General features: G+C 59.3%; 23 protein-coding genes. 8 read left to right on the top strand and 15 right to left on the bottom strand.

What is annotated here, in order from left to right:
• Positions 1-3 precede the first annotated feature (3 nt).
• The gene (locus BFR47_RS10305) at positions 4-975 is read right to left on the bottom strand and encodes a TRAP transporter substrate-binding protein (RefSeq protein WP_071472993.1); all 972 of its coding nucleotides are present in this window, start codon (positions 973-975) and stop codon (positions 4-6) included.
• A gap of 280 nt (positions 976-1,255) precedes the next feature.
• On the opposite strand from BFR47_RS10305, the gene BFR47_RS10300 reads away from it, so the two are divergent.
• Positions 1,256-1,993 carry a FadR/GntR family transcriptional regulator gene (locus BFR47_RS10300; protein ID WP_071472992.1) on the top strand — a complete coding sequence of 246 codons (738 nt, stop codon included), beginning with the start codon at positions 1,256-1,258 and terminating at the stop codon, positions 1,991-1,993.
• An 88-nt stretch (positions 1,994-2,081) separates the two neighbouring features.
• Here BFR47_RS10300 and BFR47_RS10295 read toward each other — a convergent pair whose 3' ends face one another.
• From BFR47_RS10295 to BFR47_RS10245, 11 genes are all read right to left on the bottom strand, one after another.
• Positions 2,082-4,040 (bottom strand): methyl-accepting chemotaxis protein, encoded by a 1,959-nt coding sequence (locus BFR47_RS10295; RefSeq protein ID WP_071472991.1) that lies wholly within the window; start codon positions 4,038-4,040, stop codon positions 2,082-2,084.
• Between the two features lie 153 nt (positions 4,041-4,193).
• A complete protein-coding gene (gene mutT / locus BFR47_RS10290; RefSeq protein ID WP_139215153.1) occupies positions 4,194-4,610 on the bottom strand; it encodes an 8-oxo-dGTP diphosphatase MutT in 417 nt (138 codons plus the stop codon).
• A complete protein-coding gene (yacG, locus tag BFR47_RS10285) occupies positions 4,600-4,791 on the bottom strand; it encodes a DNA gyrase inhibitor YacG (protein WP_071472989.1) in 192 nt (63 codons plus the stop codon). The genes mutT and yacG overlap by 11 nt, the downstream gene beginning before the upstream one ends.
• Positions 4,788-5,522, bottom strand: a complete 735-nt coding sequence (gene zapD, locus BFR47_RS10280; RefSeq protein ID WP_071472988.1) for a cell division protein ZapD — start codon at positions 5,520-5,522, stop codon at positions 4,788-4,790. The genes yacG and zapD overlap by 4 nt, the downstream gene beginning before the upstream one ends.
• 51 nt (positions 5,523-5,573) lie before the next feature.
• A complete protein-coding gene (hemW, locus tag BFR47_RS10275; protein ID WP_071472987.1) occupies positions 5,574-6,719 on the bottom strand; it encodes a radical SAM family heme chaperone HemW in 1,146 nt (381 codons plus the stop codon).
• On the bottom strand, positions 6,719-7,318 hold the full coding sequence (locus BFR47_RS10270) for an XTP/dITP diphosphatase (protein ID WP_245748879.1): 600 nt from the start codon (positions 7,316-7,318) through the stop codon (positions 6,719-6,721). Before BFR47_RS10270 ends, hemW begins: the two co-directional genes overlap by 1 nt.
• 107 nt (positions 7,319-7,425) lie before the next feature.
• Complete coding sequence (locus BFR47_RS10265) at positions 7,426-7,839, bottom strand: DUF4426 domain-containing protein (protein ID WP_071472985.1); 414 nt, start codon at positions 7,837-7,839, stop codon at positions 7,426-7,428.
• Positions 7,840-7,874: 35 nt separating this feature from the next.
• Positions 7,875-8,186: a DUF167 family protein gene (locus BFR47_RS10260; RefSeq protein WP_083399096.1), complete on the bottom strand. Its 312-nt coding sequence runs from the start codon at positions 8,184-8,186 to the stop codon at positions 7,875-7,877.
• Complete coding sequence (locus tag BFR47_RS10255) at positions 8,174-8,725, bottom strand: YggT family protein (RefSeq protein WP_071472983.1); 552 nt, start codon at positions 8,723-8,725, stop codon at positions 8,174-8,176. Before BFR47_RS10255 ends, BFR47_RS10260 begins: the two co-directional genes overlap by 13 nt.
• A 9-nt stretch (positions 8,726-8,734) precedes the next feature.
• Entirely contained in the window at positions 8,735-9,556 is an 822-nt protein-coding gene (proC, locus tag BFR47_RS10250) for a pyrroline-5-carboxylate reductase (protein WP_071472982.1), read from the bottom strand.
• A 10-nt stretch (positions 9,557-9,566) separates the two neighbouring features.
• Positions 9,567-10,259: a YggS family pyridoxal phosphate-dependent enzyme gene (locus BFR47_RS10245; RefSeq protein ID WP_071472981.1), complete on the bottom strand. Its 693-nt coding sequence runs from the start codon at positions 10,257-10,259 to the stop codon at positions 9,567-9,569.
• A gap of 34 nt (positions 10,260-10,293) precedes the next feature.
• On the opposite strand from BFR47_RS10245, the gene BFR47_RS10240 reads away from it, so the two are divergent.
• From BFR47_RS10240 to yaaA, 3 genes are all read left to right on the top strand, one after another.
• Entirely contained in the window at positions 10,294-11,328 is a 1,035-nt protein-coding gene (locus tag BFR47_RS10240) for a type IV pilus twitching motility protein PilT (protein ID WP_071472980.1), read from the top strand.
• A gap of 14 nt (positions 11,329-11,342) precedes the next feature.
• On the top strand, positions 11,343-12,455 hold the full coding sequence (locus BFR47_RS10235) for a PilT/PilU family type 4a pilus ATPase (RefSeq protein ID WP_071472979.1): 1,113 nt from the start codon (positions 11,343-11,345) through the stop codon (positions 12,453-12,455).
• A 79-nt stretch (positions 12,456-12,534) separates the two neighbouring features.
• Positions 12,535-13,308 (top strand): peroxide stress protein YaaA, encoded by a 774-nt coding sequence (gene yaaA / locus BFR47_RS10230; RefSeq protein ID WP_071472978.1) that lies wholly within the window; start codon positions 12,535-12,537, stop codon positions 13,306-13,308.
• A gap of 404 nt (positions 13,309-13,712) precedes the next feature.
• Here yaaA and BFR47_RS18015 read toward each other — a convergent pair whose 3' ends face one another.
• Both BFR47_RS18015 and srmB read right to left on the bottom strand, forming a co-directional pair.
• Complete coding sequence (locus tag BFR47_RS18015) at positions 13,713-13,871, bottom strand: hypothetical protein (RefSeq protein WP_175514097.1); 159 nt, start codon at positions 13,869-13,871, stop codon at positions 13,713-13,715.
• Positions 13,872-13,959: 88 nt separating this feature from the next.
• Positions 13,960-15,324, bottom strand: a complete 1,365-nt coding sequence (gene srmB, locus BFR47_RS10225) for an ATP-dependent RNA helicase SrmB (protein WP_083399093.1) — start codon at positions 15,322-15,324, stop codon at positions 13,960-13,962.
• A gap of 70 nt (positions 15,325-15,394) precedes the next feature.
• On the opposite strand from srmB, the gene BFR47_RS10220 reads away from it, so the two are divergent.
• The 3 genes from BFR47_RS10220 to BFR47_RS10210 all read left to right on the top strand — a co-directional run bounded on the left by BFR47_RS10220 (position 15,395) and on the right by BFR47_RS10210 (position 19,132).
• Positions 15,395-16,102: a tRNA1(Val) (adenine(37)-N6)-methyltransferase gene (locus tag BFR47_RS10220; RefSeq protein ID WP_071472977.1), complete on the top strand. Its 708-nt coding sequence runs from the start codon at positions 15,395-15,397 to the stop codon at positions 16,100-16,102.
• A gap of 152 nt (positions 16,103-16,254) precedes the next feature.
• Positions 16,255-17,571, top strand: coding sequence for a branched-chain amino acid transport system II carrier protein (gene brnQ, locus BFR47_RS10215; protein ID WP_175514096.1), 1,317 nt, complete (start codon positions 16,255-16,257; stop codon positions 17,569-17,571).
• Positions 17,572-17,797: 226 nt separating this feature from the next.
• Complete coding sequence (locus BFR47_RS10210; protein WP_071472975.1) at positions 17,798-19,132, top strand: sensor domain-containing protein; 1,335 nt, start codon at positions 17,798-17,800, stop codon at positions 19,130-19,132.
• 67 nt (positions 19,133-19,199) lie between these two features.
• Here the strand turns inward: BFR47_RS10210 and fldB are convergent, their stop codons facing one another.
• Positions 19,200-19,715: a flavodoxin FldB gene (gene fldB, locus BFR47_RS10205; RefSeq protein ID WP_071472974.1), complete on the bottom strand. Its 516-nt coding sequence runs from the start codon at positions 19,713-19,715 to the stop codon at positions 19,200-19,202.
• A 75-nt stretch (positions 19,716-19,790) separates the two neighbouring features.
• On the opposite strand from fldB, the gene xerD reads away from it, so the two are divergent.
• Complete coding sequence (gene xerD, locus BFR47_RS10200) at positions 19,791-20,678, top strand: site-specific tyrosine recombinase XerD (protein WP_071472973.1); 888 nt, start codon at positions 19,791-19,793, stop codon at positions 20,676-20,678.
• The last annotated feature ends 123 nt before the right edge of the window (positions 20,679-20,801 follow it).

The raw sequence follows: 20,801 nt of genomic DNA, 5'->3' as shown, positions 1-20,801 counted from the left end.
GAGTTATTTCCCCAGGGCGATGGCTTGCTCGACCAGTTGTTTGCCGCTGGGAACCTGCTCGGCAAAGCGGTCGTAGACCGGCTGGCTGGCGGCGATGAAGGAGGCCTTGTCGGCATGATTGACGTTCATGCCGGCGGCCTGGAACGAGGCCAGCAGATCCTTGTCCATACGTTCACCTTCGCTCAGTGACCATTGCTGGGCTTCCCGGGCGGTTTCCCTGATCGCGCTTTGTACCTCAGCCGGGAACTTGCTCCAGTTGCCCATGCCGGCCATCAGCCAGATGGGGGAGTAGACGTGATCGGTCATCGACAGATACTTCTGCACCTCGTTGAGTTTGGCGCCCTCGATATTGGTCAGCGGGTTTTCCTGGCCGTCCACGACGCCGGTCTGCAAGCCGACAAAGACTTCGGAGAAGGCCATGGGGGTGGGGTTGGATCCCCACTGGGTGAACATCATGGTGCGCCATTCGCTTTGCGGAGTACGGATCTTGAGACCTTTCAGGTCTTCCGGGGTATTGATGGGCCTGTCGTTATTGGTGATCTGACGGAAGCCGTTTTCCCAGGTGGACAACACCTTGAGTCCGCGGGCCTCGGCCGAGGTGGCAAGCTCGGTCATCACTATCTGTTCGTCTATCTTGAGCAGGTGCTGCCGGTCCTGTACCAGGAAGGGCAGGTCGAACAGCGCGAAGTCATCGGAAATGGATGACATGATGGAAGAAATAGCCGCCAGATCCACGGTACCCAGGCGCATTTTCTGCACCAGCTGACGTTCGTCACCCAACTGGGCACTGTCGTAATATTCCACCTGGTGGGCATCGCCGAGTCGTTGTTGCAGCTTGTCGGCAAACAGCTTGGCAGTCTGTCCCTGAAGACTCTGCGGGCTGCCACCGATGGCGAACACTATCTTGTCGGCATGGGCCTGGGTCGAGGCCAGCGCCAGGGTCAGGGCAGAGGCGGTAAGCAGTTTCTTGAACATGGCATGATTCCTTGTGGTTCCTGTGAGCCGGAGCTCGGCAGGGAAGAGTGTCCTACTCGTATCCGGTGATAAAACTCAACTGGTATTCTGGTTGGTTTACCGTACCAGTTGGCATTCAATTTAGTCAGGCACTGTGAAAGGTGTCAAGCAGGATTGTTAATTTTTTGTTTGTTTTGCTTTTCGTTAATGTTTCAAATTTCTGCTTGTGAAAAAATGTGATGTCTTGCTATGTTAAATTGAGTGGTCTAGTATTCAGTCCAGTTTGCTTGGGGAGGCAACCATGAGTTCGACACAAGAGACGGTGTTTGCCTTTGAGCAGACCCTGGAAAACAAGACCAAGAAAGATATTCTGGCGGAAAAGATCATCGAGATGATTGTCACCGGCCTGTTGCGGGACAATGATGTGCTGCCCAGCGAGCGGGAGCTGTCCCAGTTATTCGGCGTCAGCCGGGAAACGGTGCGGGGTGCCTTGCGGCTGGTGGTGGCCTATGACCTGATCTCGGTCTCTCACGGCAGCAAGACCCGGATTAATGCGGGTGAAGCCCAGCTGGCCCGTTTCCACGAAAGCTACGGCCATATGAGCTCGGCTGGCGTCAACCGCTACGATATCGACACCGTGTTCGAAAGCCGGAGCCTGATCGAAGCCGCCATTGCCCGCAAGGCGGCGAAGCGCATCGACAGGAAGGGGCTCGAACAGCTGAACAAGATGCTGGCCGCCCAAGCGGAGATGTTCGACAACCCGGTGCACTTTCAGCTGTCGGACAAGAACTTTCACAAGCTGATTGCCGAATACGCCGGTAACGAGCTGTTGCTCAAGTATTCGGAAGAACTGTATTCCTACGGCTTGAATATTCGCCGCAGCGTCATGCTGGAGTCCGGCTCCATCGCCCGCAGCTACCGGGAGCACTGCCAGATCGTTGAAGCCCTGGCCAGGGGCGATGAGGACGCGGCCGAGCAGGCCATGCTCGGCCATCTGAACAGTGTCTACCGCACCACCCGGGAAAAAATGCCGGACTGAAGCGGCCGGCAGACAATGCCGGACGCTCACAGGCACAAAAAAGCCGCAAGCTGTTTTGGCTTGCGGCTTCCTTCTCCTCGTTCCCGGTTCAGATCCGGAACTGATTGACCAGTTGCCCCAGCTCACCGGCCAGATCGGCCTGGCGGCCGGCGTGATCGGCCACCCGGGTCGACACCTGATTGACCTCGCTGGCAGCGCTATGGATGGCACCAATATGGGCGTTGATGCTTTCCGTCACCAGGTGTTGCTGCTCGGCGGCGCTGGCGATCTGGGTGGTCATGTCGGTGATCTCGTCGACCGACACCTTGATGGTCTCGAATGCCTCCCGCGCCTGGCCCGAGCGTAGCACCGCCTGTTCCGACTGCTGTTGGCTGGCCTTCATGTTTTCCACTGCCTGACGGGTCTGCAGGTTGAGGCTGGCCAGCAGGCTGTCGATCTCGGCGGTGGACACCTGGGTGCGCTGTGCCAGGGTGCGTACCTCGTCTGCCACCACCGCGAAGCCACGGCCCTGCTCTCCGGCCCGGGCTGCCTCGATGGCGGCGTTGAGTGCCAGCAGGTTGGTCTGTTCGGCGATGCCGCGGATCACCTCCAGAATGGAGTTGATGCGACCGCTTTCCGCTTCCAACTGGTGGATATGCAGCGCCGACTGGCTCAGCTGATCGCTCAGGGCCCGCACGCTGGCCTCGGTGTCCAGCATCACGGCCTTGCCCTGATCGCCGGCACGCTGGCCCAGCGCCGCCGCCTGGGCCGACCTGGTGCAACTGCGGGCCACCTCGTTGGCGGAGGCCGACATCTCGGTCAGGGCGGTGACCATGCGCTCTACTTCCTCCAGCTGATGGCCGCTGGCGGTGTCTACCGCCGTTGCATTTTCGCGACCGAGAGTGGACACGGCGTCGACCTGATGGGCGGTGTCCTTGATGCGGACCACCAGCTGCTGGATGGATTCCAGGAACTGATTGAACCAGCGAGCCAGCTCGCCGGTTTCGTCCCGGCTGCCGATGGTCAGGCGCCGGGTCAGATCTCCTTCGCCCTGGGCGATGTCCTTGAGCCCCCGGCTCACCGCCAGTATGGGTTTGACCAGCAGTCCGGACAGCCACCAGGCCAGCAGTAGCACCAGAACCACCACCAGGGCGGTACTGCCCAGCGTCGTCCACAGCATCTGCCGGGCCGGAGCCAGGATCTCGTGTTCCGGCATCAGGGCAATGAACTTCCAGCCGAGGGAGGGTGAGGGGTATACCAGAGCCCGGAAGCCCTCACCGCCGAGTTCCAGCTCAAGCCGGCCTTCGCTGGTGTCGGACAGACGGCGGTAACCTTCTTCCTCCAGGCTGGCCAGGAGACGGAAGTTGTGTTCCGGCCTGGCGGCATCCACCAGCACGGTGCCACTGTCTTCGATCAGCATCAGGTAGCCCCGCTCTCCGAGCCGGGCCTGTTGAGCCATGCTGGTCAGCTCTTTCAGAGACACGTCCATCGACATGACTCCATAGTCCTGGCCATCACTATTCTTGAAGCTGCGCGATACGCCGATCATGGTGTTGTCGTCTGCCGCCCAGTAGTAGGCGCCGGTACGTATCACCTGGCCGGGGGATGACTGGGCTTTCTGGTACCATGGGCGCTGGCGGGGATCATAGCCGGAGGTTACTTCGCCCAGTGGCCATTGCACATAGCCGCCGTCCCGGGTGCCCATGTAGACGTAGGCCAGCCCCGGATGGCTGTCGGCGAAGCGTTCGAATTCCCGGTAAATCTCGGTCTCGATGCCGCCGTTACGATCCGGCGTCATCCGCAGAGCTGGTCCCTGATGATAAGTGCTCAGGCTGGTGTCGGCCCGGGCCAGCAGGGGGGAAGAGGCGAGAAAGTCCACGTTCTGGCCTATTTGATCGAAATGGGCACTGAACGCCTGATCCAGCTTGTGAATTTCACTTCGCCCCTGCTCCAGAAAACGCTGCTCTGCCAGCTGGCGGGCCTGATGGATGGTGAAGGTGGACAGCAGCCCTATCGGCAGCAGCGTGGTCAGCAGCAAGGCCAGGATCAGTTTGTGTTGGATGCGCATGGGAGCGATGATTCACGAGACGAGTTGAAAGTGCACTAGAGTTGCGCCAGGCGGCACCTGGCGCTGTATTGAATACGTCGTGATCTGTTCCGTTTGCGACCACCGTCGGAATAACAGCACTCGCCGGCCACAGCTGGTGGAGATGGAGTGGCCTCAGTTTCCGGCTTCGGTCAGCAGTTTGTCGACGATGGGGCTGTTGGCGGCGGGAAAGTCGTAGCTGTGCAGCTCGGTCACCGGCACCCAGCGGCTGGGCTGGCCTTCGAGGCCCTGTGGTTTGCCGGTAAAGGCGGTGACCTTGCGGATGTCGAGTATCACCTGCTTGTCGCCGTAGTCGTGCTCGATACGCATGAAAGGCTGGCAGGAGCGCACGGCAATGCCGATTTCCTCGGCCAGCTCCCGGGCCAGGGCCTGGGCCACGCTCTCGCCGGCTTCCACCTTGCCACCGGGAAATTCCCACTTGTAAGCCTGGTGCTGGCTGGCGCCGCGGCGACAGATAAAGATCTCGCCATCGGTATTTTCAATGACGCCGACGGCCACCAGCACCGATTTTTTAATGGTGTCAGACCTCATTTTCATCATCCTGCTCCGGCAGCCAGGCGGGGTCACCGGGAATGCGTTTTTCTTCGTCGGCCCATTCGCCAAGGTCGATCAGCTGGCAGCGTTTGCTGCAGAAGGGACGGAAGGGGCTTTGTTCGGTCCACTCCACCGGTTTTTTGCAGGTGGGGCAGAAAACGGTTGTGATCTTGTTCATTTGATATTGGCCAGTTCAAAGTCGATGTTGCCGATATCGGTATTACCGATCGGCATGAAGCGAATGGTATAGCGGTACTTGTTGCCGCTGACCACCGGATAGGCCGGCACATCGGTCGGCAACTGCAGGCGGATCATTTCGGTCAGTTCGGCATTGTCCTGAAAGAATCCGTTGATGGCCTGCTGGGGGCGAAACTGGCCGACTTCACGCCACAGGGTCAGCAGCAAGTCGAGGCCTTGCTGCAGTAACTGCAGTTGTGCCTGCCAGCCGTCGATATCCCGTTGCTGATTTTCCCGGGCCTGATTCAGCCAGTAATGCAGCTGGGGCACGTCGAAGGCGCAGAGGCCGCCGGGAATGGCGAACCGGCTGCGCACGGCCGACAGCAGCTTGTCTTCCCGCAACTGCTGGCCCAGACGGGCGGCACGGGGCAATTGCTGGCCGAGCTGGCCCAGCTGCTGTTCCAGCTGGGCCAGGGCGGCGGCATCGATGCCGGGGGCCTGGGCCCAGGCGGCCAGCTTGTTTTTCTGGAGCTCCAGATCCTTGGCCAGATCGGTGCGTACGTCGCAACGCTCCAGCAGCTCCATGATATCGAGCAGTGCCTTGAACAGGGCGGTGGCCTGACCGCTGGCGGTCAGGCTGCGACAGTGCTGGATCTGCAGCAGCAGCTCGCTGAGGCGCAGATAGTTGCGGCACTTTTCGTTAAGAGGAAATTCGTAAACCAGTGATGACATAAAGCTCCGGCCCGCAGAGTGAAGGCTGTAATAACGGCAAGTTTACCCGCATCAGTCGGTAATAAACAAATCGAGCAGCCGGTTGAGGAAGCGTCGTCCCAGCGGCGTTACCTGCCAGTGTGAACCGTCATCGTCCAGCAGCCCCAGTCGCAATGCCTCCGCCAGCGGGGCCTGCAGCCGGTCGGCAGACAGTCCGGTCAGGTTTTGCAGCTCTTGCTGAGGAATGGGTTCGAACAGTCGCAGCCGGTTCATGAAGTATTCCAGCGACAGGTCCTGTGCTGCTATGGGCCAGTACTGATCCAGGTAGGGGCGGGCCGGCTCCAGATAGCCTTTGGGATGCTTGACCTTGACGGTGCGCACCAGCTTGCCCTCCAGTGGCAGGGTAATTTTGCCGTGGGCGCCACAGCCGATCCCCAGGTAGTCGCCGAAGCGCCAGTAATTGAGGTTGTGCTTCGCCTCATGCCCCGGTTTGGCGTAGGCGGAGACTTCGTACTGGCAATAACCATGAGCCAGCAGCAGGGCGTGGCCCTGTTCGTAGATATCGGCCAGCACCTCGTCTTCCGGTAGCGCCGGCGGGCGCGAGGCGAACGGGGTATTCGGCTCTATGGTGAGCTGATACCAGGACAGATGCGGTGGTGCCAGCGCGATGGCCTGCTCCAGATCCGAAAGCGCATCGTTCAGGCTCTGCTCGGGCAGGCCGTGCATCAGATCCAGATTGAAGGTGTTCAGCCCCACGCTCGCCGCTTCCCGGGCGGCGAAGCGGGCCTGCTCCGGATCGTGGATACGACCGAGGCGGTGCAGTTTGTCGGACTGGAAGCTCTGAATGCCGATGGAGATACGGTTGATGCCGGCGGCCCTGAAACCGGCGAAGCGGCCGGCCTCCACCGTACCCGGATTGGCTTCCAGGGTGATTTCGATGTTGTCCTCGAAGGGGATCAGGGATTGCACCCCGCTCAGCAGCCGGCTGATGGCCTCGGGCGTCAGCAGGCTGGGAGTACCGCCGCCGATAAAGATGCTGTGCAACGGACGCCCCTGCGCCAGATGCAGATCCTGGCGCAGGTCATCCAGCAGTGCCGCCACATAGGCCTGCTCGGGAATGGTGTCTTTCATGGTGTGGGAGTTGAAGTCGCAGTAGGGGCACTTCTGCACACACCAGGGAATATGGATATAGAGGCTGAGCGGAGGCAACTGCAGCATCAGACTTGCTCTTGTAGCTGGGTCAGCAGCTGGCGCAGGGCCTGGCCGCGGTGACTGAGACGGTTTTTCTCGGCGGCGCTGAGCTCGGCGGCGGTTTTGCCGGCCTCGGATACGAAGAAGACGGGATCGTAGCCAAAGCCCTGCTCGCCCTGGGCTTGCTCGGTAATGCAGCCTTCCCAGGAGCCGCTGCAGATCAGCGGGGTGGGGTCGTAGGCATGGCGCATGTAGACCAGCACACACCAGAAGGTGGCCTGACGTTGCCCGGTGGGCACGCCCTTCAGTTCGGACAGCAGCAGTTCCAGGTTTTGTTGATCGCTGGCTCCCTCTCCGGCAAAGCGGGCGGAATAGACTCCGGGGCGGCCGTCGAGGGCCTCCACCGACAGTCCGGAGTCGTCGGCGATGGCCGGCAGTCCGGTCACGGCGGCTGCATGGCGGGCCTTGATGATGGCGTTTTCCACGAAGGTGGTGCCGGTCTCAATGGCGTCACTCACCCCCAGTTCGGTCTGGGGCGTCACGGTCATGCCCAGCTCGCCGAGCAGGCTTTGCAGTTCGGCAACTTTTTTGGCGTTGCCGGAGGCCAGTACGATTTGTTGAGTCACCTTTCGCTCCTGAGGAATACCGCGAGCGGGCATGATACCACTGTAGGGGAAAGATGTGAGGCGAAAGGGGGGAGGAGTAAAACGGGTTACTCCTCCCCAGCGAAGCCTTAGTCGGTATAGAAGGTATGACGGAAGGAAAACTCTCCACCCTGGGTCGGGCTCTGAATATCGATGGTGAACAGCACGTTGTCTTCGTTGCGGTAAGGATATTCGGCGATGTAGTAAATGGCGTCACCTTCGCGCACCGTCTGGAACTCCAGCTTGCGCACCGTGCCGATCAGGGTCTTGCCTTCGCCGTTGAGGTTTACCTGCAATGGCGTGCCGTCCTGATCCTGTACCGCAATATTCAGGATGCCGTTATAGCGGCTGCGCTCTATCTGGTAGGTACGAGCCACTTCCGGAGTCAGGAAGGTGGAGGGCAGGGCACTGTAATGAACGGTCCAGTCGCCGACCTTGATTTCCGTGGCCAGACTGTGAGACGCAAACAGCAGCACCAGGGCCGAAAAAATAGCTTTGAACATAGCCGTTCCTTATTTCAGAGGGCGTTATTGTTAGTTTAGGCCGAGTTGGCCAGGAGTTCCGCCAGCATCGGCGGGATTTCCCGTGGGGACTCGATGAGCAGCTTCTTGTGACGACTGCTTTCGCCCGCCAGCAACACCACCTGCGACTTGGCCACCCGGCATTGCTTGGCCAGCCATTTCAGCAGGTGGGCATTGGCCTTGCCGTCCACCGGTGGCGCGGTAATGGCGACCCTGAGTTCCTCGCCGTGCAGGCCGAGGAACTGATCCCGGCTGGCCTTGGGTTGCAGATACAGGCTGAGATAGAGCCGGCCCTGCTCCAGCCGGACCGGCCGAGTTAAAGTTGCCACCACAGCTGGCCGAACAGATCTCCCATCAACCAGTTGAGGGCCTGCAGGCCGATAAAGGCCAGCAGCATGGATAAGTCCAGGCCACCCATCGGCGGAATAATACGGCGCAAGGGCGCCAGCAGCGGTTCGGTCAGCTGGAACATCACGTATTCAATCTGGCTGCGGCCCTGGCTGACCCAGCTCAGCAGCGCACGGATGATCAGGATCCAGAACAGCATGACCCCGGCCTTTTTCAGCACGGTGATCAGTCCCACCAGCACGACCGTGCTCCAGTCCGCATAGAGCAGGTTCATGGCCTTGAACAGCATCAGCTTGGCGGTGGCCACCAATATCGCCAGTACCACGGCGGCAAAGTCGATACCGAAAAAGCCGGGGATGAAGCGGCGCAGCGGTTTCAGCACCGGATTGGTGGCCTTGACCACGAACTGGCTGAACGGGTTATAAAAATCCGCCCTGACCAGCTGCAGCCAGATCCGCAGCAGCACCACCATCAGGTAGAGGTCGAACACGGTGTTAATCAGGTAGTAAGCGGTATTCATCATGTTTCCTTAGAGCTGCGTTTCCAGTTCCCGCGCCCGCGCCACGGCGGCGGCCATGGCATCGGCCACCAATTGTTCCAGCCCCTGCTGCTGGAAGCTGCGTATGGCCTCGGCGGTGGTGCCCCCCTTGGAGGTCACCTGGGCCCGCAGATCACCCAGACTGGTATCGGGGTTGGCAGCCACCATATTGGCGGCGCCCAGGGCGGTTTGCTGTACCAGCAAGCGGGCTTCCTGTTCGGTGAAACCCTGTTTTACGGCTTCCGTCGCCATGGCTTCCATGAACAGGAAGAAATAGGCGGGGGCGCTGCCGGCGGCGGCGATGACCTGATTGATACCGTCTTCCTGTGCCACCCACAGGGTCTTGCCTACCGCCTGCATCATCTGCTCGCAGTAGTCCCGGTCCGCCTGCTCGACATGTTCTCTGGCATAGAGGCCAGTCATGCCCAGTCCCAGCAGCGACGGGGTATTGGGCATGGTGCGTACGATGCGGCTTTGGCCGGCCATCTGCTCCAGGCGGGTCACACTGATGCCGGCGGCGATGGAGATCAGCAGCTTGCCATCGAGTCCGCCGGTTGAGCGTACCAGCGCTTCCAGCATGGTGGCCATCATCTGCGGCTTCACTGCCAGTACCAGAGCCTGGGCCCAGTTGGCGGCCTCGGCGTTATTCTGGGAGGTATGAATGCCGAAATCGGCGGCCAGCGCATCCAACTTGGGCCGGGACGGGTTGACCGCCATAATGGCATCGGCCGGATAGCCTGACTGGATCAGTCCGGAGATCAGGCTGCGTGACATGTTGCCCGCGCCGATAAAGGCGAGTTTTCTGTGTTCCATCAATGATCACTCAATAGTTGCGAGAGCCAAATATAGCCGTGCCAACCCTTACCAGGGTGCTGCCACAGGCCACTGCGAGTTCGAGATCCGTGCTCATCCCCATCGACAGGGTGTCCATCTGAGGATATTTTTCCGCCATTCTATCAAAGAGTTGCTTCAACTCTAGTAATTGCGTCTTCAGTCGGTCGGAATTGTCGGTTGCCTCCGGTATTGCCATCAGCCCGCGCAGGCATAATCCGGGTAACTGGCTGACTTGCCGGGCCAGTTCTTCCACCTGGGCGGGCTGCAGGCCGGATTTGTTTTCTTCGCCACTGATGTTGACCTGCAGACAGATGTTGAGCGGCCGCATGTTACCGGGCCGCTGGTCACTGAGCCGTTGTGCTATTCTGAGCCGGTCCACACTTTGTACCCAGTCGAAGGACTCGGCTACCAGGCGGCTTTTATTGGACTGCAGCGGGCCGATCAGGTGCCAGCGGATGCCGGGGCACTCTGCTTTCAGGGCACTTATTTTATCGACGGCTTCCTGCACGTAGTTTTCACCGAACTGGCGTTGTCCGGCGGCGTAGGCGGCCTGCACGTCGGTGGCGGGCTTGGTCTTGCTCACCGCCAGCAGCTGGATATCATTGGGACTTCGCTCACAGATTGCGGCGGCGGCTGCGATTCTGTCGTGAACTTTTTGCAGGTGCTGTACGATAGTATTCATATGGGTAATAAACCAAGAGCGACAGGGAGAGGATATGGATATTACGGAATTATTGGCGTTTAGTGTAAAGCATAATGCATCGGATCTGCACCTGTCCGCCGGGGTTTCGCCGCAGATACGGGTGGACGGCGAGGTGCGCAAGATCAACCTGCCGGAGCTGGATCATCGCGAGGTGCAACGGCTGGTGTATGACATCATGAACGATCGTCAGCGCAAGGAGCTGGAAGAAAACCTCGAGGCCGACTTCTCCTTCGAGCTGCCGGGCCTGGCTCGTTTCCGGGTTAATGCCTATCATCAGTCCCGTGGCGCGGCGGCGGTGTTCCGGGTGATCCCGAGCGAGGTCTGGAGTCTGGATCAGCTGGGCGGGCCGGATATTTTTCGTCGCATCTCCGAATTCCCCCGTGGGCTGGTGCTGGTGACCGGGCCGACCGGTTCCGGTAAATCCACCACCCTGGCGGCGATGATTGACCATATCAACGAGAACTACAACAAGCATATCCTCACCATCGAAGATCCCATCGAATTTGTGCACAGCAACAAGAAGTGCCTGATCAACCAGCGTGAAGTGCACCGTGATACCCATTCGTTCAGCAACGCCCTGCGTTCGGCCCTGCGGGAAGATCCGGACATCATCCTGGTGGGGGAACTGCGGGATCTGGAAACCATCCGTCTGGCGCTGACCGCGGCCGAGACCGGCCACCTGGTGTTCGGTACCCTGCATACTTCGTCTGCGGCCAAGACCATCGATCGTATCGTCGATGTCTTTCCCGGAGCCGAGAAGGACATGGTACGATCCATGCTTTCCGAATCGCTGCGAGCGGTGATCTCGCAGACCCTGCTGAAGAAGGAAACCGGGGGCCGTATTGCCGCCCACGAGATCATGCTCGGTACGCCGGCGATCCGTAACCTGATCCGGGAAGACAAGGTGGCGCAGATGTATTCGGTGATCCAGACCGGCATGGCCCACGGCATGCAAACCATGGATCAGTGCCTGAAACTGCTGGTCAGCAGCGGCATGGTCGCCCCGGTGGAAGCCCGCGTCAAGGCGGTGGATCCGCAAAGCATTTGATAGCTGGAGGTAATATGACACTCACGCCTTTGCTGCAGGCCATGCTGGACAAGCAGGCCTCGGACATGTACATCTCCGTCGGCGTGCCGCCAACGGTCAAAAGCCAGGGGCGGCTGCTGCCGGTGACCGACACGGCACTGAGCCCGGAGGAGGCGCTGGCGTTGGTGGAATCCTGCATGAACGATGACTGGCGCGAACGCTTTCACCGGCAGAAAGAAGCCAACTTCGCCATCAGTGACGAGCAACTGGGTCGTTTTCGGGTCAGCGCCTTCTGGCAGCAGGATCAGGCCGGCATGGTGATCCGGCGTATCGAGAGCCGGATCCCGACCTTCGAGGAACTGTATCTGCCCGAGGTCTTGCAGGAAGTGGCCATGGCCAAACGCGGCCTGGTGTTGTTCGTCGGCGGCACCGGCTCCGGCAAGTCCACCTCCCTGGCGGCGATGATTGGCCACCGCAACCGTCATTCGGACGGGCATATCCTCACCATCGAGGATCCGGTGGAATATATCCATCAACATGAAAGATCCATCATCACCCAGCGCGAGGTGGGCACCGATACCGAATCTTTCGATGCGGCGCTGAAAAGCTCCCTGCGACAGGCGCCCAACGTGATTCTGATCGGCGAAATCCGCTCGGAAGAAACCATGGGCTATGCGCTGTCCTTCGCCGAAACCGGTCATCTGTGCATGGCCACCCTGCATGCCAATAACGCCAACCAGGCGCTGGATCGGATCATGCATCTGGTGCCGGAAAGCAAGCATCGCCAGTTGCAGTTCGACTTGTCGTTCAACCTCAAGGCGATAGTGGCGCAGCAGCTGATCCCGACCCAGGATGGCCGCCAGCGCCGTGGCGCCTTCGAGATCCTGCTGAACACCCCGCTGGTGGCCGACGTGATCCGCAAGGGAGATATGCACCGGCTGAAAGAAATCATGTCCAAATCCCGCGAGCTGGGCATGCAGACCTTCGATCAGGCGTTGTTTGATCTCTATAGCCAGCACCACATCGGTTACACCGAAGCGCTGGCCTATGCCGATTCGCCCAACGATCTGCGGCTGATGATCAAGTTGCAGGGCGGCGGCGGCATGGATGCCGGTCTGCTCGATAACGTGACCATCGATACCGATTAATTCATACCGCGGTTTGCCCCATCGTGCGTGGCCTGTTGCCATGGTGGAGCAAGCCGTCATAGATATTCAGAGGACCCCCATGTTAATAGTGGTTTCCCCCGCCAAGACCCTCGATTTCGACACGCCGCCGGTGATCGACGCCTTCACCCGGCCCGAGCTGCTGGCGCACTCGGCCGAGCTTGTCGAGCGTGCGCGCCGGCTGACGCCGGCCGAGATTGGCAAGCTGATGGGGATCAGCGACAAGCTGGCCGGGCTCAATGCCGCCCGCTTTGCCGACTGGCAGCCGGACTTTACCCCGGCCAATGCCAAGCAGGCGCTGCTGGCGTTCAAGGGCGATGTCTATACCGGGCTGGACGCCGAGAGTCTGAGCCCGGATGATTTCGCCTTCGCACAATTGCACCTGCGCATGCTGTCGGGACTCTATGGGGTGCTGCGACCGCTGGATCTGATGCAGCCCTACCGGCTGGAGATGGGAACCAGGCTGGACAACGAACGGGGCAAGGATTTGTACCAGTTCTGGGGCGATATCATCACCGACAGGCTCAACCAGGCGCTGGCGGAACAGGGCGATAACGTGCTGATCAATCTGGCCTCCAACGAATATTTCAAGGCGGTGAAACCGAGAAAGCTGGACGGGCAAATCATCACGCCGGTGTTCAAGGATTGCAAGAATGGCCAGTACAAGATAATCAGTTTCTATGCCAAGAAGGCGAGGGGCATGATGGCGCGCTATATCATAGAGCACCGGCTGACCGAGGTGAGTCAGCTGACGGCCTTCGACAGTGCCGGTTATTATTTTGTGGAAGCGGAATCGACGGCCACCGAGCTGGTGTTCCGGCGGGAAGAGCAATAAAAGCGGCTTCGGCACAAAAAAGAGCAAAAAACCTTGAACCTTTCGTCCCGGCTGCTCTCTTATTAGGTGTGCTTACTGAATTTGAATTCTCTCTCTTCTTCATTTTTTGACCGGTCCCAATGGACCGGTTTTTTTATGAGCTGCACTTTATACCTATCGTATTAAACTTCGATCTTTTTGATGCTCATGTCCTTCTTGATGCTGCAGAGTCGTCTGTTGGCACTGTCTGCAGGCAACTCGGAGCTCAGGAAGAGGCAGCAGAGACGATCTCCCACGACCGTGAAATGCCAAGGATGGCATTTTCCGAGCCCTCAGGGATGAGTTTATGGCGTGTCGTGGGAGACGGTTGTGTTGCCTCTGGTGAGACGGCCTAAAGTCTGAGTAGATGTTTAGTGGTGCGGATATTACCGATCCCACAGGGTCTTGGCGTTATCGACGGTGCGTCTGCCGCGTTGGTGACGGCGTTCCTGCCGTTCCGGTTCCCAGCGGAGCAAATCCCGTCGATCCAGGATCTGCCGGCGCTGCAGCCGCCGCCGTTCCGTACCCGAATAATACTTGAACATCAGAATGCCTCCCTGCCTGCTGTTGCCTAAGCATAGTCGAGCAGGAAACGGCCGCCGTTGCGCGTTTCGCCGAGCGGCGGCTAGGAGTTTATTCGTCGTCCTTGCCGCCTTCCACCTTGTTGCTACCGGCTTTTCTGGCGCCCGACGGCTTCTTGGTTGCATCCTGCTTGGCGACGGCCCATTTCGGTTTGCCCTTGGCTTTGGTATCCCGCAGACGCACCTTCTCTTTTTTCTTGGGCTGAGCGGTTTTCTTGCCTTTGCTGTCGCCGTCTTTCTTCTTGCGTGAAGCGACCTTGGCCTCTTTATGCTTGGGACGCAGTTCGTCGATGACCCGGCGCTTGAGTACTTCTTCGGTATATTTTTCTACCCGAACCAGCAGGGGCATGTCGTGGGCTTCCACCAGACTGATGGCGGTGCCTTTCTGACCGGCACGACCGGTACGACCGATGCGATGCACGTAGACATCGGCGGTGCGCGGCATATCGTAGTTGATCACGTGGCTCACCTCGGGTAAATCGATACCGCGAGATGCCACATCGGTGGCCACCAGAATATTGACTCTGCCGATACGAAAGCGACCCAGTGCCTCGATACGTTTTTCCTGCTCCATTTCACCGCGCAGCCAGGCATTGTGCAGCCCTTCCTGCTGCAGACGGCTGGCCAGTTCCATCAGCCGATCCCGGGTCTTGACGAAGATGATGCTGCGGGTGACGTCGGGCTGGCGCAGCAGATGGAGCAGCAGGGCAAACTTGTGCTCGGGGTTATCCGCCAGGTGCACCCACTGGTTGATTTTTTTGCGTTCGCTGCGTGGCGGCTCGGCGGTAATCTCTACCGGATCTTTCAGCAGATCGGCGGCAAACTTCATCAGACCGCGGCCTTCCAGGGTGGCGGAGAACAGCATGGTCTGCCGGCGCCAGCGGGCCTCGGCGGCGATGCGGTCCACATCCTTGATGAAGCCCATGTCCAGCATACGGTCCGCTTCATCCAGCACCAGCATTTCGATATCGCGGCTGTCGAAAGATTCTTCATCTATGTATTGCAGCAGGCGGCCCGGGGTGGCGACCACGATATCGGTGGTTTTGGTCAGGGCAGGCAGGTGCTGGCTTTCATGTACCCCGCCGGTGATCACTTCCACCCGCAGCGCGGTGTTTTTCAATATCTTTTTGGCATCGTCGGCGATCTGTATGGCCAGCTCGCGCGTGGGCGTCAGGATCAGGATACGGGCTGGACCTGCCTGGCGACGAGGAAAGTCCAGCAGGTGCTGACAAATCGGCAGCAGAAACGATGCCGTCTTGCCGGTGCCGGTGGGGGCGGAAGCCATGATATCCCGTCCGCTCATGGCTGCGGGGATGACCTGGCTCTGAATGGTGGTCGGTTTGGCATAGCCCATGTCAGCCAGGGCGCGAACCAGGATGGGATCCAGTTCCAGTTGCTCGAAGGTCATACTGCTCATGATCGGTCTCGTCAGCCTAAAAGGCGGGTATTATAGGGGAACTTGGACAAAAAAACCTGACAGGATCAGCATGAGCAGCCACGGCTTTACTTTCAAGCAGTTTCATATCAATCACGACCGTTGTGCCATGAAGGTGGGCACCGACGGTATTCTGCTCGGTGCCTGGGCGCCGACAGGCGCTGCCCGCCGCATTCTGGACGTGGGCACCGGTTCGGGGCTGGTGGCACTGATGCTGGCTCAGCGCAGCGATCCCGGGGTAAAAATAGTTGGATTAGAGCTGGATGAAGCCGCCGCCGGACAGGCGCGGGAAAATGCGCTGGCATCGCCCTGGCCGGAGAAGGTCACCATCGAACGAGGCGCCCTGCAACAGTACTCGGCGCCGGCTTTCGACTTGATTGTCTCCAACCCGCCTTACTTTGTGCATGGCCAGGACTTCCGCTGTGCCGCCCGGGCCGATGCACGGCATACGGTCAGCCTGACGCTGGCGGAGCTGTTTTCTCATAGTCGGCGCCTGCTGGCCGAGGCGGGCAGCTTAGCCGTGGTGTTGCCGATACAGGCGCTGGCGGAGGCGATGATTCAGGCTGACTCAAATGACTTCTATCTGGTGGAAAGGCAAGACGTTATCACTAGGGAGGGGAAGGAGCCGGTTCGTTTTTTGATGTTATTTTCCAGAGTTAAGCACTGCAAAATGGTATCAAGTATTGTCATTAATACTAAAAATAATGGTTATGGCGATACATACAAAGGAATGGTGGCGCCCTTCTACCTGAAGATGTAAATTTCGCCTTGAATCTGTTTTTCACATCATTATGCTACTGCCGTGCTCGGCGGCTGTCGGATTTCAGGATTTTTCCGCATATTTCCGGTGGTCAGCCATATCGTTAATGTCGTTAGTTTCCAAACGAAACTTTCATTATGCGCGCTGCCGCAATGAGGTTTGCTGTGAACAGATCGTTATCCACGTTTGATGTGATGGGCCTGGGGTTCATGACCTTCGCCTTCTTTCTGGGGGCCGGGAACATCATTTTCCCCCCACTGGCCGGCTTTCTGGCCGGTGAAAATCTGAACAGCGCCATGTTCGGCTTTTTGATCACCGCCGTCGGTCTGCCGCTGGTCACCCTCATCGCCGCCGCCCTCGCCGGTGGCGGTTTGCCGACCATGGGCCGTTATCTGCCCGCGGCCGTGGTGACCCTGATGGCCACCGCCATCTTCATCATCATCGGTCCGGCCTTCGCCGCACCCCGTACCGGCCTGGTGGCCTACGAGATGGGCCTGAAGCCGTTTTTGAATGATCCGGGCCAGACGACCCTGACCCTCTATACCATCGGCTTTTTCGGTCTGGTGCTGGTGCTGTCACTCAATCAGGGTCGATTGCTGGATGCGGTGGGCAAGGTGCTGACCCCGATACTGCTGCTGCTGCTGGTGGCACTGGCGGTGGCGGTATTCGTCAGCCCCCAGGGTACTCAGCCACAAGTGGCCGAGGCCTATCTGGCTCAGCCGTTCGTGAAGGGCTTTATCGAAGGCTATAACACCATGGATACCTTCGCCGCCCTGATGTTCGGCATGCTGATCCTGGACGTGTTGCGCCAGAAGGGCGTGACCGATACCCGTGCCCAGTCCCGCTATCTGATGATAGCGGCGCTGATTGCCGCCGCCGGTCTGGGCTTCGTCTACATATCCCTGTTTATTCTGGGTGGCACCAGCCTGGGCGTAGTGGAGTCGGCCAGCAACGGCGGCGAGATCATCAGCGCCTATGTGCTGTCGCTGTTCGGCGCGCCGGGCCTGTGGATACTGGCGGCCATCGTCTCGCTGGCCTGTATCACCACCGCGGTGGGCCTGGTGTCGTCCTGTGCCGATTACTTCCATCGCCTGACCGGCAAGGGCAGTTACCGGAGCTGGGTCGCCATCAACGCCCTGGCCTGTATGCTGGTGGCCAACGTCGGTCTGAGCACCTTGATTTCGGTGTCCATTCCGGTACTGGTGGCCTGTTATCCGGTGGCGGTGGCTCTGGTGCTGGCCACCTATCTGCGGCCGCTGATGCGTTCACCGGTGTTCGCCTTCCGCCTGATCATGACGGTGGCCTTTGCCTTCGGCCTGATCGACGGCATGCAGGCGGCCGGCCTGAACATGAGTGTCTTCACCTTCCTGCCGATGTTCGATATCGGCATGGCCTGGGTGCTGCCGACCCTCGCCGCCGCCGTGATTGGCCTGGCGGCCGGCAAGGCCAGGCAGGCAGCCATCGCATAAACTGGACGTTACTCCGGTATCATCCCCAGGGGGCGGCGCAGGCCGCCCTTTTTAATGGCCGTCTTTTATTGTTTTTTAGATAGGCTCAAGGGGCTGACTTATAAAATCGGTTACTAAATTTTTGAAATGGGGCCAGTAGGTTAGACTTAGGTTTACCGGGCTGCGCCAGGCGGCCACGGCATCGGCTCAGAGGGACTGACTTATTGCGCCATCACAGGGATGTAACATGACAGAAAACACCTTCGCCTCGTCGAGCAAGTTTATGGATCTCTTGCTCGATGCCATTTGCGTGGTGGATAAAGAAGGGCGCTTTGTCTACGTGAGTGCTGCTTGCGAGCGTATATTTGGTTATACCCCGGAAGAAATGGTCGGCAGGCCCATGATCGAACTGGTCTTTCCCGAAGACAGGGAGTGTACCCTGCAGACCGCCGCCCAGGTCATCTCCGGCGAACCCCAGCCCCACTTTGAAAACCGCTATGTACGTAAAGATGGCCAGGTAGTCAACATCATGTGGTCGGCCCGCTGGTCGGAAACCGACCAGGTACGAATTGCGGTTGCCCGGGACATCACCCGCAGCAAGCAGGCGGAGCAGATGCAGGCGGCACTGTACGCCATTTCCGAAGCCGTTCACGAGGTGGATGATCTGGGCACCTTGTTCCAGCGGATTCACCGGATCATAGGGGCCTTGCTGCCGACGACTCATTTTTACATTGCGCTTTATGATGAAGCGAGCGGCGAGGTGAGCTTTCCCTATCATGTTGACAAGTCTGATCCCCTACCAGCCCCGCAACAGATAGACTCGGACACACTTTGCAACCGGGTCATTCGTGGTGGCCAGACCTTGCTGCTGACTCCGGAAGATGAAGCGGAGAGCGCCGAAGCCTCGGTAGCTTGTGCCCTGTGTGGCCACTATTTGAAAAGCTCGCTGGGTGTTCCGCTTCAGTCCCGCAATGGCACTATCGGCGCCTTGATTGTGCAGAGTTGTGCCGAGCATGGCCGTTATACGGAAAAGGATCGGGAACTGCTGCAGTTTGTATCCAGGCAAGTTGCCGATGCCATCGAGCGCAAACAAATGATGGCCCGCCTGCAGCATATTGCCCTCCATGATCAGCTTACCGGCTTGCCCAATCGGGCGCTGTTCCATGACCGCATGCAGCTGGCACTGGCCAAGGCACGACGCCATCAGGGGCAGCTGGCCCTGTTCTATCTGGATTTGGACAAGTTCAAGGCGATCAACGACACCTTCGGCCATATGACCGGTGATCTTCTGCTGGAAAAAGTGGCCCGGCGGCTTGAGTTGTGTATACGCGAGTGCGATACGCTGGCGCGGTTGGGTGGCGATGAATTTGTGGTATTGCTGGAGTCCATCGAGCAGCCAGAGCAAGCCACTCTGGTGGCAGAAAAGATCCGCCAAGTATTCGCCCGCCCCTTTGATCTGGCGGGGCGCCAGGTGCATATTTTGCCGAGTATCGGCATTGCGCTTTTTCCTCTTCATGGGAATGATGAAGAGCAGCTATTACGCCATGCGGATGACGCCATGTACTCGGCAAAAAAAAGCTGAGGCCCCGGGGCGAAAGTGATCCGAACATATTTCTGCCCCGGAAGCCCCGACCGATAAACCCTGGGCGTTACAGGCTGGCCATTTCTTCCAGTATCTGCGCTACCCAGGTCTGGATGCGGCTGTCGGTGTCGTCGTACTGGTTGGCTTCATCGAGCGAGAGGCCAACGAAGTAGTCGCCGTCTTCGGTGAGTGCTTTGGAGGCCTCGAACTCATAACCCTTGTTGGGCCAGTAGCCCACCAGGGTGGCGCCACGGGCGACGACCTTGTCGTGCAGCATGCCCAGCGCATCCTGAAACCACTCGCCATAGCCGAGCTGATCACCCATGCCGAACAGCGCCACGACCCGGCCTTCCAGATCCAGGTCGTCGATGTCGTCCCAGTGGGACTCCCAGTCTTCCTGCAGTTCGCCGAAATCCCAGGTAGAAATGCCGAAGAGCAGGACAGGATAGTCTTCGGCGCGCTTGAGCGGCACATCCTTGATATTATGCAGGTCGACCAGATCGGCGCCGAGCTGGGCACCGATTTTTTCGGCAGCCATCTCGGTATAACAGGTGGTAGAGCCGTAAAATAAACCGATATTCATGGGGTTCCGTTATCGCTTCAGACAATGGCCCCATCATAACAGAAGCCCGTGTACAGGGCAGAGCCCGGAGTATGGATGAGCTACCCCCTGGTGGAACAATTTGTGGATGCCCTCTGGCTGGAAAAAGGTCTGGCGGACAACACCCTGGCCTCTTACCGCAGCGACTTGTCGCACTTCGCCGCCTGGCTGGACGGAGAGGGCAGCAGCCTGCTGGCGGTGGACGGCCTGACCCTGCAGCAGTACCTGGCCCATCGGCTGGATCTGGGGTTCAAGGCCAGCAGCACCGCTCGCATGCTGAGTGTGCTGCGCCGTTTTTTTCAGTACCTGCATCGCGAACAGTTGCGGGAAGACGATCCCAGCATCCTGATCGCCGGTCCCAAGCTGCCCAAACGACTGCCCAAGGATTTGAGCGAGCAGCAGGTTTCCAGCCTGTTGCAGGAGCCGGAGGTTGAAGATCCGCTGGAACTACGCGACAAGGCCATGCTGGAGCTGCTGTACGCCACCGGCCTGCGGGTGACCGAACTGGTCAGCCTGACGATGGAAAGCGTCAGCCTGCGTCAGGGGCTGGTGCGGGTGACCGGCAAGGGTAACAAGGAACGGCTGGTGCCGATGGGAGAGGAGGCGCTGTACTGGCTGACCCGCTACCTGAAAGAGGCGCGGGCGACGCTGCTGGGTGAACAATCGTCCGACGTGGTGTTTCCCTCGCGGCGATCACGGCAGATGACCCGCCAGACCTTCTGGCATCGCATCAAGCTCTATGCCCAGCGCGCCGGTATCGGCATCGAACTGTCGCCACACACCCTGCGTCACGCCTTTGCCACCCACCTGCTCAACCACGGTGCCGACCTGCGGGTGGTACAGCTGCTGCTGGGTCACTCGGACCTGTCCACCACCCAGATTTACACCCACGTCGCGACCCACCGACTCAACGCCCTGCACGAAGAGCACCACCCCCGGGGGTAACCTCTTTCGACTCTGATTGCAGCATTAAGTCGGACAAAGGGCCAGCTCCGCCGACTCGCCGTGAACCCTATATGGACACCTCGCTTTTCGCAAGTGAGGTTTCCGTGTTTTTGGCTATCAGGA

It is taken from the genome of Oceanisphaera psychrotolerans (assembly GCF_001870485.1).
GTDB classification, from domain to species: Bacteria; Pseudomonadota; Gammaproteobacteria; order Enterobacterales; family Aeromonadaceae; genus Oceanimonas; species Oceanimonas psychrotolerans.
The sequence above is the reverse complement of the archived record's forward strand: the minus strand, read 5'-3'. Positions and strand labels throughout refer to the sequence as shown.